The following is a 16,522-nucleotide window of genomic DNA, read 5'->3' as shown; positions in this document are numbered from 1 at the left end:
GGATGAAATGGTCTGATCGCGGCGCACGACCTGTGGTGAAACAAGCCGTAGAAGCCTCTGCCAGTTAACCGTTAATAACGATAGTGGACTGTCCATGACACATAGCTGTAGGTGTCGTCAGTCGCTTGTTGATAGTCTTTACTGTGCAGCGCAACGCTCACGTCAGTGCCCCAGCGCGGTTGGTAATAAGCGAAACCGGCCGCGGCACTGGCTTGCCAATGGGTCATATCAATATCTGCGTTTTCAGGGGGCTTATCGCCATTAATGGTGATGTCATTGGCGCGGTATCGACCTTGCACAGCGGTGTAAAAAAACGCGCCTTGGGTGCTGGCATCAAACATTCGGCTGTCAAGGTGGCGACCGGGCTCAAAACTGATCCCACCATAGGAATTCGCTAAGTCTAGCCCGATGCGATAGCTGAGCCCGGCGGATACTTCACTGCGAAAGTTACCAATATCTGCGCGACCAGATACGCCCCACTCTTGGTATTCGCTCCGATGAAGAAGCTGGTGGCGTTCGTAGGCAAACTGTGCCACCGGCGTATTTCGCACCTGATAGTCCCATCCTTTGGGATCCGGTGAGTCGATAAGCTTGTGCACGTAAGATTGCCCTTGTTCGGTCAAAGAAGCAGGCCCTACGATGCCAAACAATACCGACCATTTATCGACACGTTCAGGCGTTTGCTGATACACACCCGGCTCGATAAAAATCAGCCCCGCGTAGGGACGCTCGTTAGGTTGCGGTGTGGTGAAGGTGATGTCATTCGGTGTCCACATCATCTGGCCGATGTCTAGACTCCAAGCTTGACGGGCCTCTGGGTTTAAAGGCAGTTGCTCTGCAAACCAACGTATCGGCGCCACCGATGTGGTGGTGACATCGTCAGACCAGTCACTGTGCCAATGGGCATATACGCCACTGGTATATTGATTATCTTCGCCGAGTGGGCTGTCATTTTCGATCGTTACGCCAAACCCTGCTGCTTGGCCGAGTGAGGGAAGCACGAGCAAGGCTAAAGCGGTTCGACGAATTAGGGGCAGCGATGTCATTAACGTCCTCATTGGCTTGCATCTTAATGGCGACAGAATCAGTATGAAGAAAAACTGAGTGTTACTCTATGTCACGCTCGTCAGTATCGAGTGAAACATGAGTAAGGCCTCCATCAATAATGAAAAGGGATCGTCAAGATGTCAGTGTTTGTCAGTGCGCAGTGGTTAACGTCGCGATTAGAGTCGGTTGTCCCCGTAGACGCCAGTTGGTTTATGCCCGACGTGGCGCGCGATAGCTATCAGGAGTGGCAGCAGCGCCGTTTGCCGGGTGCCATATTCTTTGACTTTGATGGCGCTATTAAAGATACCCAATCGACGTTACCTCATATGTTACCCAGTGCTGAGGAATTTGCGAGACACATGGGCAAACTCGGCATCGCGCCACAAGATACCTTGGTGGTCTATGATACCCAAGGCCTGTTTTCTGCCGCCCGCGTGTGGTGGATGTGTAAAGTCATGGGCCATGAAAATGTCTTTATTTTAGATGGTGGATTGCCGGCTTGGCTGGCACAAGATGGGCCTGTGGAAGAGTCGGCCGCGAAACCCCGCGTCGAAGCAACGTATGTGTCGAGCTTCAAACCTTATCGCTATATAGATGGAGAAACACTGGCGGCAAAACTGGCGGCTGTGAATGTGATTGATGTCCGTCCAGCGGCACGGTTTAACGGGACGGTGCCAGAGCCAAGAGACGGTGTGCGCGCAGGGCATATGCCGGGCGCAAAGAACTTACCATTTGCTAGTCTTACTGACCAACAAGGCTTCGTGATTGATCAAACAGAAGCCAGACGCCTTGTGCTTCCGCTACTCAGTGATACACGCCTTAATGTTGCAAGTTGTGGGTCTGGCGTGACGGCTTGCATTCTCGCCGCAGTGGCCGAGCATTACTTTGGCTACCCGATTGCTGTCTACGATGGGTCATGGACAGAGTGGGGTAGCCATAAAGCATGGCCGGTGACTAAGGAAGCCAGTACGGCCTAATTGCTCGCTCAGGGCGTTGTCAGTGCCATCTGTTGCGACTGACTCGCGACATAGCCGGCATTGGCAAACGCTTGCTGGCCTTGCTCAGAAAGCAAGTAATCATAAAAGCCGTTAGCGGCGGATGACAGTGGCGCGGTTTTGCGCAATATCACAAAAGGGCGCGCCAGCTTATAGCGCCCATCAGCGATGGCGGCCAAGGTTGGTGCTTGACCATCCACCGATAGCGGCTTGATGCCTGCATCGACCGAGCCTAGCGAGACATAGCCGATAGCATGAGGGTTCTTGGCGACTAGGGTTTTCACCATGCTATTGCTATTCACCACCATTAAGCGCGGACTCACTCCTGACACTGTCTCACCTTTCACGACCTTGGTCAGGTCGAGTAAGGTTTCAAACGAAAAGCGCGATCCCGAGGCTGACTCACGAGACACCGCGGCGATTTCACGATCCGCTCCCCCGAGTGCTTGCCAGTTTTTAATCTCCCCCAAATAGATCTTCCGAATTTGAGCTTGGGTCAGGGCCGTGACGGGATTGCTGGGATGAACCACCAAGGCAATGCCATCATAGGCCAGAATATCGGTGGTGAGATCGGGAGCAATTTCTTCTTGTTTTAAATACCGCGAACTCATGCCCATGGGTGCAATCCCTTGTTTGACTGCAGCAATACCCGCGGCCGAGCCCGTTCCTTGTACCTGAATGACCACATCATGGTCGCGCTGATAGCGCTCGGCAATCACTTCCATCACATGGCTCACAGACGTTGAACCCGTGATAGTGACTGATGGCGCGGCGATCGCGAGTTGGCTGATGCAAAGGAAGAGGAAAGAAAAAAGTGTGTGTTTAAGCATGGGTTAACGTCCTGTCGCGATAAAGAGGCAACGGATTCTATGACAATGATGTGTCATTCCAGTGACAACGTGAGCCAAAACCATACTGAGTTAACAAGATCAAAGCGTTCCTGATGCTTTAACCATCAGCTTCTTCGAGCGACTACACAATATTGACTTTAAGGTGATCTGTGTCACTATTTGATATCTGCATCAATGATATATCCATACATTACTTAAAATTTACTTACACATTAGTTTATTTATTGTGCGCTTGTTCAGCGTGTTGATGGCAGCCTTGGATGGACTTGCCATGCTTTATGTAGAAGCAGGAAGCCGCCTTATCACCGCGAGAGGCCGCTCAGACTGAAACCGAATCAGAATGCGGGAGTGTCACTTGTCTCAAAACCTCGCCACCGTCAGCCGTCGTGCGCTATTGCCTGAGCGCATTTCTCAACTCATTGATGCCCTCTCCAGCGGCGTCTATGAACGTGAACATACGATCAAAATGTGTTTGCTCGCCGCGCTTGCTGGCGAAAGTGTGTTTTTGTTGGGGCCACCGGGCATCGCTAAGAGTTTTATTGCCAAACGCCTAATCGATGCGTTTGAAAACAGCCAGTTCTTTGAATATTTGATGACCCGCTTCTCCACCCCTGAAGAAGTTTTTGGGCCGTTATCCATTCAAGCGCTGAAGGATGAAGGTAAATATGTTCGTCTCACTGAGGGCTATCTACCCAACGCCGATGTGGTGTTCCTCGATGAGATTTGGAAAGCTGGTCCGGCTATCCTCAACACGCTATTAACTGTGGTCAATGAGCGTACGTTTCGTAATGGCGAGCATGTTTATCCGGTTCCCATGCGGCTTCTCGTCACGGCCTCAAATGAACTTCCTGAGCCTGATAGTGGGCTAGATGCTTTGTATGACCGAATGCTTCTGCGCGTATTTGTCAACCGTATTCAAGAGAAGAAGAATTTTAAACTGATGCTCACTGAGCCGAGCCAAGATGAAACCTCGGTGCCAGATAAAATTAAAATTGGTCATGAGGAGTATCAGCAATGGCAAAGCATTATTCCTAGCCTTGCTTTGCCTGATGCGATTTTTGACAAGCTCTATACCTTAAAGCAGCGGCTCGAGCAGGCGGGCGAAGAGAGTCCAAGCTTTAATCCAGCCGAATTATACGTCTCGGATCGCCGCTGGAAAAAAGCGGTGCGCCTCTTAARGGCGGCGGCGTTCTTTAACGGGCGTGATGAAGTCGGGCCGCTCGACTTACTGCTACTCGAAGACTGTCTCTGGCACAGCCCTGAATCGCGCGACGTGGTACAGGATGTGATGCGTCGGTTTGCGGCTGAGATTTTGTTCGATCAGCAAGAAGCCTTAGCGTTAATGGATGATGTGAAAGTGGCCTTGCGTGACATAGAGCAAAGCACGGTCGATGCGCTCGCTTACCAGCAAGACAGCGCAAGTTCGAGCTTACGAAAACCCACCATTGATATCAGCAAAGCCCCGCGTTTTAGCGTCAATCAAAGTCGCGACCTCGTCCGCTTTGTGCTGCTCACTGCCAATCCGTCGGTCTCGGAGCAAGAAAAGGGCGATAGTCGCTGGATATACCTCGATGCGGCCGATGTGGAGAAGAAGCTCAAGCCCGGCAGCACGGATCTTTATGGCTACGTCAACAAAAACACCCATTTGTGTCGCCTCACGTTAGAGTGGGACGCACAGGGCATGCTGGTGGTCAAAGACATTGCCAATCGTGCTGTGCCGGTTGCACTGGCGGGGGTGAATAATCCAAACGCTGAACAGCTTGACACCTGGCACGCGCAAACCGACCAAGCGCTTGAACAATTAAATCAGGCGCAGTTTCTTATTCGTCGCGCTCGTAGTCAGCTAAATGCAGGCCTACCGCATCTTTTTGCCCAGCCAGAGTTACTGGAAGTCGCATCTGCGAGCTTGGTGGATGCCGAGCGGGATGTAAAAGCGCACATGGCCACGCTAGAACAGCAAGCACGCCGTTTACGTCGTCTCGATACGTTTTTTACTGGAGCGGACGATGCTTAGCGCAGAAAGCTTAAACATGGGCTTGATGTTGGCGGAATCCGGCTTGCTTGATGCGGCAATGACCGAGTTAATGTCTCACCCCCAGTTACTGCTTCTCACTGAGCGCAGCCCGGCGATCAAACGTGCGGTACAAAAACAGCTCGATAGATGGCGCGGCCACACCAAGCGCAAACTCATGCAGCAAGGGTTGTCACCGGCCCTGAAGCAAGAAATTCAGTTGTATGAACAAGCGACAGAGAAGTCGGCACGCGCCTTTGAGTCCGACATTCAAACACTCCTCGCTGACTTGGAGTCGGTCTCTTCGTTTCATGCGCAAGCGTCATCATTGGCGGCACAACAGGCTGAACATCCTGACCCAATGTTTCAATCGTATTTTTGCAATAAATGGCATGCGCATTTAAAGGCAGAAATCCACGCGTTGCAGTCGGAAAATTTGGAAGCGCAAAAAGAGAAGCTTTTAGACGATCTTTACCGTCGTATTGCAACCTATCAAACGATGGATGGCGTCGATCAATCCGGTGATATCAGTAAAGTGGGCCGGTTGTGGGATATGGCCGCGAGCCATTTGTCTCAACATGACGTGACCTTACTGAAACGTTTTGTCACTTTCCTAGAGAAAAATCCTGATCTTCAAGCGATTGCGGAGCAGTTGGGACGGATGGCGAATCAAGTCAGTGCCAGTGGCCCCAGCCAGCAACCGACTGAAACCTTAAAAACAGTGCCAGAGCGACAAGTTGACGTTCCTGATGATATTACGGGTATTTGTCAAAGCGACCGCGTTGATCGCTTACTTCCTAATGAAGCGGTGCTGCTCTCAGATCCTACGCTCGAAGTGGTGTTTTACAAGCAATTGGTCGATAAACAGCTACTGAACTATCAATTGTCGGGGAAGGCGCATCGTCGCCAAAAGGTAGAAACCAATGCACCGAGTCAGTCTAAGCCTGAGCAGATAAAAGGCCCATTTATTATTGCGGTCGATGCCTCTGGCTCCATGAGTGGCTTTCCGGAACAATGTGCAAAAGCCTTGGCGTATGTATTGATGCGTATCGCCGCCACCGAGCATCGTGACTGCTACGYGATGCTGTTTTCCACTGACCATATTAGCTATGAGCTGACTGGCGAACAGGGACTACAAGAAGCGATGAGCTTTCTTTCATACCGTTTTCATGGTGGTACCGATATGGCGCCAGTGATTGATAAAGCGCTCGATTTAATGGCAGGTGACCGCTACCAAAATGCTGATCTGGTGGTGGTGTCTGATTTTATCGCGCCCAAACAATCGGATGCGATGATCGAAAAAGTGAATGCATTGAAAGCGCAGCAAAATCGATTTCACGCAGTGAGCCTGTCTAAATATGGTAATCCAGAGCTGATGGCGATGTTTGATCACTGTTGGCGCTATCAGCCATCTTTAGCCGGACGCTTAGTTAACCAATGGTGGCCGGGCAAGCGCGATCACTGAGCGGACGCAGACGGTGCTTTTTTCGCCGATGCTTTTCTTACTTGCATAAGATAACGCCACAGTCTCGCGCCAAGTACGGAAATGGTTAGCCCAACCACGATCAATCCTGCCCCCACCCATTCGATGGGTGATAATCGCTCCCCCAGACCTATCGAGGCGGCACTCATTCCCACAATGGGGATTAATAACGCGAACGGTGTGACCGACGCTGAGGTATGTTGATTTAATAGCCAGCCCCACAAAGCAAAGGCCACCAAGGTAGAAATGYAGCCGACGTAAGCGATGGATAACCAGCCAGATAGCGGTGTAGCTTGCAGCAATTGGAGCGGATGTTGGCTCTCCAGTAAATAGGATAGGGCGAAGAGTGGCAGGGGAGGGATCAAGCTCACCCATACCATAAAATGCATCAGATTCACGCCTGGCATCTGTTTCATCACCAGATTGGCAATGGCCCAGAAAAACGCCGCGGCGACGATCATCGTCACACCTGTGAGGGTAGCGCTACCTGTGGTGGTAAGAAAGAAAAGTGCAAACCCAGACAGAGCAATGAACAGCCCCAGTCCTTGCGCGCGAGTAACAACTTCGCGCAGTAACACCGCACTCAGTAAGATGGTAAAGATCACCTGCGCTTGCAACAGCAAAGACGCAATCCCTGCCGATGCGTCGGCGTCCATCGCCACAAAGAGCAGGCTGAATTTAATCACGCCAAGACTGAGTCCAACGGTCAATAACTGCCACAGTGGGACGCGAGGACGTGGGACAAACAATACCGCTGGGATAGCAACAATTAAAAAGCGCAACCCAGAGAAAAGAATTGGCGGCAGTGTGTGTAAGCCTACTTTGATGACAGAGAAATTCACGCCCCAAATAACGACCACGGTGAGGGCGAGTGCGATACTTTTTGCGTTCATACCTAATTCCTTGGCAATACTGGCGTTAGGCTAGCATGGAAATGTCATAACCCCTAATTGTTAGACAGCCATGCCAATAAATTAGAACTGTTGATGGGGCCATCATGAAAAAAGGCGCCGAGAGGGCGCCTTGTGGCTTGGGAGGTGAGTTAACTGAGAAGCAAACTGTCGTCTGCCAGTGTCTCGCCGCGCACTTTATTGAACATCTCAAGCAGGTGCGGCACATCCATGTTTTTGCGCTCATCGCCATGCACATCAAGCACAATGTTTCCTTGGTGTAGCATCACGGTACGGTCGCCACAGGCAAGGGCATCTTTCATGGAGTGCGTGACCATCATCGCAGTAAGGCTAAACTCATTGACGATGGTTTTGGTCAAATCAATCACGAACGCAGCCATGCGAGGGTCGAGCGCGGCGGTGTGCTCATCCAGCAATAAGAGTTTGCTTTCCGACAAGGTCGCCATGACCAAACTGACCGCTTGGCGTTGGCCACCGGAGAGCAAACCAATACTGTCGCTCAACCTATCTTCAAGGCCCAAACCTAAAATCGCTATCCTTTCTTGAAAGAGCTTGCGGCGCTTGTCACCGAGCGCACGTGTCCAGCCACGTCCTTTACCGCGACGATAAGCCAGTGCAAGGTTTTCTTCAATGGTCAGCGAGGCACAGGTGCCTGCCAGCGGATCTTGAAACACACGGGCTGCGAGGGTGGCGCGTTCATGAACGGCTTTCTTGGTCACATCGACGCCATCAATATTGACGCTTCCGCCGATCATTGGCGTCTCGCCGGTTACCGCACCGAGCAGTGTTGATTTCCCAGCGCCATTAGAGCCGATAATGGTGACAAACTCTTTTTCTGGAATCGTCAGACTTACGCCACGTAAGGCGCGGTTTTCAAGCACAGTACCGGGGTTAAAGGTCACTTGAATATTGGTTAATGAAATCATTCCGACACCTCYGTCTGCTTGGCGCGTTTTGATTTTTGATATTGCTGACGCATTTTAGGCGCGATAAGCGCGACGGCGACCAGTACGGCGGTAACCAGGTTGAGGTCCGAGGCTTGCAAGCCAAACATACCACTGGATAGTGCAAAGGCGACGGCGAGACGGTAGAGAATCGAACCAACAATAACGGCAACTACCGCCACCCACACTTTGCGGCCCGGTATCAGTGTTTGGCCTAAAATCACAGCCGCAAGACCAACCACAATGGTGCCGACCCCCGAAGTAACATCGGCAAAACTATTGGTTTGTGCAAATAGCGCCCCAGCAAAGCCGACAAAGGCGTTGGATAGGGCTAAGCCAAAATAGGTATACATGGCGGTACTGCCGCCCTGCGCCTTAACCATTCGAGGGTTCACCCCAGTGGCGCGCAGGCCGAGACCAAAATCACTGGCGAGTAAGCGAATCACCAACAAACCACTGATAATCACTAAAACACCGACCACGAGCGGACGCAGATAGACAGGTGCGATACCCAGCTGTTCGAATGGGGTAAGAATGKTTTCCTCACCCAACAAGGCGATATTCGGCCGACCCATAATACGAATATTGATCGAAAAAGCGGCAATCATCGTCAAAATGCTCGAGAGCAGATTGAGGATGCCGCACTTCACCGTCAAAAACGCCGTCACCAAGCCAGTGATCCCACCGGCCAGAATAGCGACTGCGGTAGCAAACCAAGGGTTGTAGCCTGCGACGATAAGTGTGGCCGCCACCGCAGCGCCCATCGGGAAGCTGCCATCAACGGTAAGATCGGGAAAATCAAGCACCCGGAACGTCAGATAAACCCCTAAGGCGACCAAGCCATAGATAAGGCCTACTTCCAAGGTGCCAAAAAAAGCAATGGCAGTCATTCACTACTCCTAAGACTGATACTGACTAGTCTTGAATACGCGCGGCACGATCCAAAATCGTGTCGGGAACCGTGATGCCAAGTCGATTGGCTGCCGCACGATTAACGGCTAAGTCAGAGCCGAGCGCGACTTTGGCCGGCAGTGAAGACACGGGTTTCCCTTCCAGTACCGCAGCAACATAATCAGACGTTTGCACACCAACGGAGTAGTAATCAAAGCCGAGCGCTACCACTGCGCCGTTAGGGATATACGATGTTGACCCACCAATCACTGGGGTATCAGCAGAATTAGCCGCTGCGACAAGACCATCGATCGCGCTGGCAACGGTATTATCGGTTGGCGCATAAATCACATCCGCTTGGGTGGCCACAACTTGCGCAGCAGATTGAACATCTGCACTTTTTAGCGCTGTGCCTTCCACAACCTTAATGCCTTGAGCACTGGCAGCTTCACGGAGTAATTCGACTAATGTGACGGCATTGGCTTCCCCTGGATTGTAAACCACCCCAATGGTGGTGAGCTCGGGGAGTAACTCTTTAGCCAATGCAACGTGTTGAGCGACAGGAGAGAGGTCAGACAGACCGGTTACGTTGCCACTCGGAGCATCCATATTCTTAACCAGTTTCGCTCCCACAGGATCGGTAACGGCGGTAAAAATAACTGGGATATCTTTGGTTGCTGCTGCCAGTGCTTGTGCGGAAGGTGTCGCGATCCCAACCAGCACGTCAGGTTGTTCGCCAACATATTGACGAGCGATTTGAACAGCAATAGCCGGGTTACCTTGCGCTGTTTGATATTTAAAATCTAGATTTTCTCCCGGCGTATATCCTTTGGCTTTTAACCCATCGAGTAGACCGTTTCGCGCGGCATCAAGCGCAGGGTGCTCGACAATTTGGGAAACCGCAACCGTCGCGGTTTCTGCCAGTGCCGTCACAGAGACGCCAACAGACAGCGCGGCAGCGCAGGCCAATGTGGCGAGTTTAGGTGCTTTCATAGTGACTCCCTTCTTCTCATCATGCATGCCATGGGTGGTGATCAAGCAAGGATGTTAGATTGCGATGTTGTGTGTTAGTTAAAATACGAGTTTTGTTTTTATAGCAATTGAATTTATTTGCTTTTTATTCAAACTTAGTCGTTTTTTGCTGACGATGACAGCGTATGTCGACTAGTAAGTTGATATTATTAAGCTTGACAGTAAGCAATGTCATCTCTTTTTTGCCGATTCACCTCGCTTAAAGATAGACGTTCACGCCACATTTGTTAATATTATGTTTGCTTTTGTGCTGCTGCTCGGCAAATGAGCAAAACAAACGATTATGAAAACCCGTTGAGTGCAAAAGCGTGCGCTGTTTGAGGTCTTTTTTGAGGCTGAGAATCGTGTCACGACAGGGCGTTCACTGGCATTTATCCCTCGTCGATATAGGGTTTTAGACAACACGGCCGATTAGGCCGGTTTTTTTATGCAATGTAGAAAAGTTAGGTAATCAATACTTGGAGGCTCAAGGATGAAGCGTTTGGTTGCGGCACTGGCGGTAGTTTCGCCGAGTGCGTTTGCCGCTACGACAGGACAAGGACTGGATTTAACCCAGAACTGGGTAGGCTATGCCTCTTTAGCCATTTTTGCCGTGGCTTACAGCTTGGTGATGCTAGAAGAAAAGCTTCATTTGCGTAAGTCAAAGCCTGTGTTACTGGCGGCGGGGTTAATCTGGTTGCTAATCGGATACGCGTACTCACAATGGGGAGACATGGCCCCCGCGCATGCAGCGCTTGAGCATAACCTTCTTGAATATGCAGAGCTACTGCTATTCTTGCTGGTGGCGATGACCTATATTTCCGCGATGGAAGAAAGGCGCCTATTTGATGGCTTAAAAGCGTGGATTTTAAGCAAAGGCTATGATTTACGCACCTTGTTTTGGATCACTGGAGTACTTTCCTTCTTTATTTCTCCCATTGCGGATAACCTCACAACGGCACTATTGATGTGTACGATTGTGCTAAAAATCGGCGGTGACAATCCTCGCTTTGTGAACCTCGCGTGTATCAACATTGTGGTTGCCGCGAACGCAGGGGGCGCCTTCAGTCCCTTTGGTGATATCACCACACTGATGGTTTGGCAGGCGGGCAAAGTGACCTTTGCTGAGTTCGGAGCTTTGTTCATTCCATCTGTAGTCAACTATGTGATCCCCGCTTTTATTATGTCACTGTTTATCCCACGGACTCAGCCGGATGTGATGCAAGAGCACGTCGAGCTTAAACGTGGCGCGCGTCGTATTATGGTGTTGTTTTTACTCACCATTGCCACTGCAGTTGCGTTCCATGGCTTTATTCACTTCCCACCGGTGATGGGTATGATGATGGGCCTCGCGTACTTGCAGTTCTTCGGCTTTTACTTGCGTCGCACCCTGCCGCGCTCATTGGCACGTAAGCGTGCGATTGCGGAGGCGAAGAATGACGAAGCGGCATTACGTCGCCTAGGCTCAGTGGTGCCTTTTGATGTGTTTCGTCGCATCTCGCACGCGGAGTGGGATACCTTGCTTTTCTTCTATGGGGTCGTGATGTGTGTCGGGGGACTTAGCTTGATTGGTTACCTCACCATGGTCTCAAACGTCATGTATCTGCAGTGGGATCCTATCTGGGCGAATAGCTTGGTTGGGGTGTTATCCGCGGTGGTCGATAATATTCCTGTGATGTTCGCAGTATTAACGATGAGCCCAGAAATGTCGCACGGAAACTGGTTGCTGGTGACATTAACGGCCGGTGTTGGCGGCAGCTTGCTCTCTTTGGGGTCAGCCGCAGGGGTGGCATTGATGGGACAAGCGCACGGCAAATACACCTTCTTTGGTCATTTGAAGTGGGCACCTGTCATTATGTTGGGGTATATCGCCTCTATCGCTGTACATTTAGTGCTTAATAGCCACTACTTTCATATTCAATAGCTGATAAGTTGGCATCATAGAAAAACGCCGCTATCCAATAGCGGCGTTTTGCTGTTTAGCGTAAGGGATTTTGCCGTGTAGTGAAGCAAAAGCCATCACGGCGTTAGACGACCATCGTGGGGCAGTGGGCGCGTCCAGCCACGCGATGTGACACACTGCCGAGGAACATACCGTCTTTATCTGAATGTGTCCCGTGTGCCCCCATCACAATCAAATCTACCTCTTTGCTTTTGGCAAACTTAATGATGGTTTTAGAGGGGCGACCGCCTTTTACAAAACCTCGTACATTTTCGCCGCCATTTTCAAGCGCATGTTGTTTGGCTTGCTCGACGATGTTACGCGCGTATTCGCTTAAGGTTTGATCTGGGATTTGTAATCGATCAGGGCGCACCATCGATAGCGATGCCTCAAACAAACTGTGATGCTTAAACACACACAAAAGATACAACTCTGCACCGGTGAGTTGTTGAATTTCTAGCGCTTTATCCAATGCGTTTAAGGCTGAAAAAGAGCCATCAACCGCAACGAGTATTCGTTTAAACATCCAGTTACTCCTGTTGTTAGGTTATCCAAACGCGATATCACGCAGGAATAACGCAATCTGAGGGAACATCACCAGCAGTGCGGCGGAGAGAAGCAGCATCGCAATAAARGGGCCTGTCCCACGGATAACTTCCCAATAGGGTTTTTTGAAAAWCGCAATCGCGGTAAAAATATCGCAGCCAAAGGGTGGTGTTGCTGAACCAATCGCGACTTGCAAGGTGATCACTATCCCCACATGTACAGGATCAAGACTAGTGGCTTCTATCGCAGGTGCAAATATAGGCGTTAACACCAAGATAACCACAATGGGGTCAACAAACATACAGGCGACGAAGAAGGCGATAGAAATTGAGGCAAGGACACCCATAGGGCCCATTTGGCTAATCCCGACGGCTTCTAGAATGGTTTGCGGGATTTGTGCGAATGAGATAATCCAAGAGAACCCATTACCGACCCCCACCAAAATGAAAACCACTGCAGTGATAAGGCCGGTTGAGCGCGCGATGGTAAAGACATCTCGACTGCTTAATGATCGGAATACTCCAAACTCCAAAATCATCGCATACAGCACACACACGGCAGCCGCCTCGGTGGGACTAAACACACCGCCATAAATCCCCCCCACAATAATTAATGGGAACATCAGTGGCCAAAGTGCTTTCCGGGTAGCCTGCATACGCTCTTTCCATGTGGCCTTTGGCTCAGTCGGCACTTTATTGACCGTCGCGTAATAGAGGCAGTACAAAGAGAAAAAGCACAGAATCATCAAACCAGGGCCAATCCCCGCGATGAATAGCTCGGCAATCGAGGTTTCGGAGATCACCCCGTAAATGATCATCCCGATACTCGGTGGGATCAAAAAGGCGATATCACTCGAGTTGATAATCAGCGCGAGTGAGAACGAATCGCTGTATCCGGCGCGCAATAATTTAGGACGTAAAGCAGAACCCACTGCGACCACTGTCGCTTGGGTTGAACCTGAAACGGCGCCGAACAGCGTACACGAGGTCGCCGTACTGATGGCTAAGCCGCCACGAATATGGCCGATAAACGTCATGACCATATCAATCAAGCGTGAAGCCGATTGACCACGGGTCATAATGTCTGCAGCAAGGATAAACATGGGCACAGCAATCAAGGACGCTGGGCGGATGCCGCCTAACACTTGTTGGATAAAGGTATCCATTTGACCGACGCCACCAAACATCATGTAAAAACCAGTTAAGGCGGCAGCCGTAAGGGGAATCATCATCGGAAAGCCAAGCACGAGCAAGACGATCATGATGAACATTAAAGTCAGGGCCATAAGAGTGCCTATTTAAACTTCACTTTCAGTCTCAGCGTAACCGTCAAGCACGCCGGCGGAGAGGTAAACATCTGGAGCGGTTAGGTTTTTATAAACGGTTAGTCCGTATTGGATCCCTGTGATGACAAATCCAAGGGGAACCCAGATATAGATCCACCAAATTTCAAAACCGAGGGCGGGCAAAATACGGCCTCGGTCGTATACCGAAACGATGTATTGATAAGAAAAATATGCGAGAACCAGCATAATCAAACCAGTTACTAACGCGATAGTGATCATTAGGATCTTACGTCCCTTAAACGGCAGGGTATCGTAAAGGGCAGACATACGAATATGTCGACCATGACGAGCGGCATAGCCAATCCCCGCGAACGTGATCAGAATGATCAGAATGCGGTTTATCTCACCGGAAAAGAACAGCCCTTGACCAAAGCCAAAACGCGCCACAACGTTCACGCAGGTATTGAGCGCCATTAACAGCACGCCTGCGGCGAGCATAAAAGACTCGATTTTGCAGATCAGGGTGTCCAATTTACCAAGAAGGCCGGGAAGCTCTGAGTGATAAGTGAGAGAGTCGGAATCGGTCATTACGTATTCCTCAAAATAAACAGGCACCGCAAGGCGCGGTGCCTGAACAACTGACAACTAGTTAGTAACGGCTTCGAGATCTTTCTTAAATTGATTAAGAAGGGCTTTGCCGCTTTCGCCGGTCATTTCATAGAAGGTTTCTTCAACCTGAGGGGCACGTGCTTTGAACTTAGCGATTTGCTCATCCGTCAGGCGTGTGACAGTCACGTCGTCACTCGACGCCTGAATTTTCTCCAATGACTTCTCAGCAAGGCCACGGATATGTTTCACCGTTTCATTGAAGGCATAATCAGCTGCGTCACGGATCATGGCTTGATCGTCTTTCGACAACCCATCAAAGAAGTCTTTGTTTGCCATGGAGGCAGTCGTAAACCAACCGTGGTGTGTGAAGATCAGGTTCGGCGATACTTCGTACAAGCCGCCTGATTCAATCCAGAAAATCGGGTTTTCTTGACCTTGGATCATATTGGTTTGGAGTGCGCCATATACTTCACCCCATGGCAATGGCGTTGGCGTTGCACCAAAGGCTTCATAGGTTGATGAAAGCAGTGGGTTAGTCATGACACGGATCTTCTTGCCTTTCAGATCGGCCGGCTCAGTCACAGGCTCGTCGGCAGTCATGACCATTTCGCCCTCAGGGTACATTTTGAGAAGCTCAAGGCCTTGCTCTTCATACAGTTTCGGGAAATCTTCATTCACTGCCTTGCTCTGACGGAAGAACTCGATCACGGTTTCCATGTTGGTTGGCATCAGATAAGGGATGAAGAAAATTTGTGCCTCTGGGATCAATGAGCCAGTAAAGCCCGGCGATTGGTTAACAAATTGAAGAATACCGGCTTGGGTTTGCTCCATGATGTCATCAGACTCACCCAGCTCGCCGAAGCGATAGATTTGCAAAGAGTGTTCAGAGTTATCTTCGATGTATTCCTTAAACTTGTGTGCATACACGTCTTGTACGTCACCTTCATACTCTTCGTGCGCATAGCGCCAAGTATCGGCGCTGGCTAGGGCTGAAAAGCCAAGCGCAGCAGCAACGCATGAAACCGCAGTCAATTGCTTAAGATGGCTATAAATGGACATCGTGTCCCTCCGATATGTGGTTTAGCTTTCACTCGTGGTTAACGAGAGTGTGATTAAGATCTTTTTCTCACTTGACGAGTTGGCACTTTGTGCCTGTCTCTCCTATACCCGTGGAAGCATCTGCCGATGTTTTTGCCACCAGACAGACTATCCCAACAGCTTAAACATCAGAGCTGTAATTATTAAAGCCAGATGAATTTTGGCGTGTTTGCACTGTGACTGAGATCTTGTTTTTGCATCAAAAGAGAAAATCTCAGCGCAAAATAACAGCGATTCACTGAAGGAAACCAGGTTTATTCAGGGGGTTGCGGTCATGTAACAACACGGCAGATAATTGGATGGTGTTTTTTTTTAATAAAAGATATAGAGACAACAGTAAATAAAAATCTACACCAATGGTCGTTAATTGAACAATTTTGATTATATCACTAACCAATCTGTGATGGTTGCTTGGTATAGGCATCGGGCATTACTAAGTGCAGAGGTGAGAAAATTCATTCGGCCATTTAACCCCTTTCCTCAAAACGGTGAACGATACGTAAATTTCACGCTGTTTGAATACCGTTTCTAGCTCAGTCAATGAGTATTCAATGGAAGATTGGTATATCACAATGTTCTGAGCTTCCCACAACGCACTCCATCTAGTTACGTATCACTTCTAATCCTATGGACTTTGATTTCACTTATTAATGTTAACTTGATGTTATCAAAATGTTGCTTTTTGATGGTTGCTGTGTTTAGCATGACTAGAAATAAATGCCAGTATGATAAATAAATTAGGCTTTTAATGAGCGTCACATAAATCATTGATGGAACTGCAATCGCAGGTTTTTAAGGAAGAATTACTCATGACCGACTACCGCACCCCTTTGGACCAATTGCAAATAAACGTTAGGCAACACCCTGATAGAGAACGTTAGGCAACACCCTGATAGAG

The 16,522-nt window shown here is 49.8% G+C and carries 14 protein-coding genes; 4 read left to right on the top strand and 10 right to left on the bottom strand.

What is annotated here, in order from left to right:
• Positions 1 to 71: 71 nt before the first annotated feature.
• Positions 72 to 1,046 (bottom strand): lipid A deacylase LpxR family protein, encoded by a 975-nt coding sequence (locus BZG83_RS13200; protein WP_158011491.1) that lies wholly within the window; start codon positions 1,044 to 1,046, stop codon positions 72 to 74.
• A gap of 138 nt (positions 1,047 to 1,184) precedes the next feature.
• On the opposite strand from BZG83_RS13200, the gene BZG83_RS13195 reads away from it, so the two are divergent.
• Positions 1,185 to 2,024, top strand: coding sequence for a sulfurtransferase (locus BZG83_RS13195; RefSeq protein WP_077481211.1), 840 nt, complete (start codon positions 1,185 to 1,187; stop codon positions 2,022 to 2,024).
• Between the two features lie 8 nt (positions 2,025 to 2,032).
• On the opposite strand, the gene BZG83_RS13190 is transcribed toward BZG83_RS13195, so the two are convergent.
• Positions 2,033 to 2,872 carry a phosphate ABC transporter substrate-binding protein gene (locus BZG83_RS13190; protein ID WP_077481209.1) on the bottom strand — a complete coding sequence of 280 codons (840 nt, stop codon included), beginning with the start codon at positions 2,870 to 2,872 and terminating at the stop codon, positions 2,033 to 2,035.
• A gap of 361 nt (positions 2,873 to 3,233) precedes the next feature.
• Here BZG83_RS13190 and BZG83_RS13185 point away from each other — a divergent pair, with 361 nt between their 5' ends.
• Positions 3,234 to 4,907: an AAA family ATPase gene (locus BZG83_RS13185; RefSeq protein ID WP_108744061.1), complete on the top strand. Its 1,674-nt coding sequence runs from the start codon at positions 3,234 to 3,236 to the stop codon at positions 4,905 to 4,907.
• On the top strand, positions 4,900 to 6,369 hold the full coding sequence (viaA, locus tag BZG83_RS13180) for an ATPase RavA stimulator ViaA (RefSeq protein WP_077481205.1): 1,470 nt from the start codon (positions 4,900 to 4,902) through the stop codon (positions 6,367 to 6,369). Before BZG83_RS13185 ends, viaA begins: the two co-directional genes overlap by 8 nt.
• Here viaA and BZG83_RS13175 read toward each other — a convergent pair.
• From BZG83_RS13175 to BZG83_RS13160, 4 genes are all read right to left on the bottom strand, one after another.
• A complete protein-coding gene (locus tag BZG83_RS13175) occupies positions 6,363 to 7,280 on the bottom strand; it encodes an EamA family transporter (RefSeq protein WP_077481203.1) in 918 nt (305 codons plus the stop codon). The genes viaA and BZG83_RS13175 overlap by 7 nt on opposite strands.
• A gap of 149 nt (positions 7,281 to 7,429) precedes the next feature.
• Positions 7,430 to 8,224, bottom strand: coding sequence for an ABC transporter ATP-binding protein (locus BZG83_RS13170; protein ID WP_077481201.1), 795 nt, complete (start codon positions 8,222 to 8,224; stop codon positions 7,430 to 7,432).
• Positions 8,221 to 9,132 (bottom strand): ABC transporter permease, encoded by a 912-nt coding sequence (locus BZG83_RS13165; protein WP_077481199.1) that lies wholly within the window; start codon positions 9,130 to 9,132, stop codon positions 8,221 to 8,223. Before BZG83_RS13165 ends, BZG83_RS13170 begins: the two co-directional genes overlap by 4 nt.
• 25 nt (positions 9,133 to 9,157) lie before the next feature.
• The gene (locus BZG83_RS13160; RefSeq protein ID WP_077481197.1) at positions 9,158 to 10,126 is read right to left on the bottom strand and encodes an ABC transporter substrate binding protein; all 969 of its coding nucleotides are present in this window, start codon (positions 10,124 to 10,126) and stop codon (positions 9,158 to 9,160) included.
• A gap of 511 nt (positions 10,127 to 10,637) precedes the next feature.
• On the opposite strand from BZG83_RS13160, the gene nhaD reads away from it, so the two are divergent.
• Positions 10,638 to 12,068, top strand: coding sequence for a sodium:proton antiporter NhaD (gene nhaD, locus BZG83_RS13155; protein WP_069588405.1), 1,431 nt, complete (start codon positions 10,638 to 10,640; stop codon positions 12,066 to 12,068).
• 103 nt (positions 12,069 to 12,171) lie between these two features.
• Here the strand turns inward: nhaD and BZG83_RS13150 are convergent, their stop codons facing one another.
• Genes BZG83_RS13150 through BZG83_RS13135 form a run of 4 tightly spaced genes read right to left on the bottom strand, consistent with a single transcriptional unit; the run spans position 12,172 to position 15,585 of the window.
• The gene (locus BZG83_RS13150; RefSeq protein ID WP_077457664.1) at positions 12,172 to 12,612 is read right to left on the bottom strand and encodes a universal stress protein; all 441 of its coding nucleotides are present in this window, start codon (positions 12,610 to 12,612) and stop codon (positions 12,172 to 12,174) included.
• 21 nt (positions 12,613 to 12,633) lie between these two features.
• Complete coding sequence (locus tag BZG83_RS13145; RefSeq protein ID WP_077481195.1) at positions 12,634 to 13,917, bottom strand: TRAP transporter large permease; 1,284 nt, start codon at positions 13,915 to 13,917, stop codon at positions 12,634 to 12,636.
• A 12-nt stretch (positions 13,918 to 13,929) separates the two neighbouring features.
• Entirely contained in the window at positions 13,930 to 14,505 is a 576-nt protein-coding gene (locus BZG83_RS13140; RefSeq protein WP_069588399.1) for a TRAP transporter small permease, read from the bottom strand.
• Between the two features lie 57 nt (positions 14,506 to 14,562).
• Positions 14,563 to 15,585: a TRAP transporter substrate-binding protein gene (locus BZG83_RS13135; protein ID WP_069588397.1), complete on the bottom strand. Its 1,023-nt coding sequence runs from the start codon at positions 15,583 to 15,585 to the stop codon at positions 14,563 to 14,565.
• Positions 15,586 to 16,522 lie beyond the last annotated feature (937 nt).

This window comes from Salinivibrio sp. PR919, assembly GCF_001995355.1.
Taxonomy (GTDB): Bacteria; Pseudomonadota; Gammaproteobacteria; order Enterobacterales; family Vibrionaceae; genus Salinivibrio; species Salinivibrio proteolyticus.
This window is presented reverse-complemented; position numbering and strand designations above follow the sequence as displayed.

Bases quoted from the DNA above. Each gene is read 5' to 3' on its own strand.
- BZG83_RS13200 (WP_158011491.1), bottom strand. From the start codon at position 1,046: ATGACATCGCTGCCCCTAATTCGTCGAACCGCTTTAGCCTTGCTCGTG.
- BZG83_RS13195 (WP_077481211.1), top strand. From the start codon at position 1,185: ATGTCAGTGTTTGTCAGTGCGCAGTGGTTAACGTCGCGATTAGAGTCG.
- BZG83_RS13190 (WP_077481209.1), bottom strand. From the start codon at position 2,872: ATGCTTAAACACACACTTTTTTCTTTCCTCTTCCTTTGCATCAGCCAA.
- BZG83_RS13170 (WP_077481201.1), bottom strand. From the start codon at position 8,224: ATGATTTCATTAACCAATATTCAAGTGACCTTTAACCCCGGTACTGTG.
- BZG83_RS13160 (WP_077481197.1), bottom strand. From the start codon at position 10,126: ATGAAAGCACCTAAACTCGCCACATTGGCCTGCGCTGCCGCGCTGTCT.
- nhaD (WP_069588405.1), top strand. From the start codon at position 10,638: ATGAAGCGTTTGGTTGCGGCACTGGCGGTAGTTTCGCCGAGTGCGTTT.
- BZG83_RS13150 (WP_077457664.1), bottom strand. From the start codon at position 12,612: ATGTTTAAACGAATACTCGTTGCGGTTGATGGCTCTTTTTCAGCCTTA.
- BZG83_RS13140 (WP_069588399.1), bottom strand. From the start codon at position 14,505: ATGACCGATTCCGACTCTCTCACTTATCACTCAGAGCTTCCCGGCCTT.
- BZG83_RS13135 (WP_069588397.1), bottom strand. From the start codon at position 15,585: ATGTCCATTTATAGCCATCTTAAGCAATTGACTGCGGTTTCATGCGTT.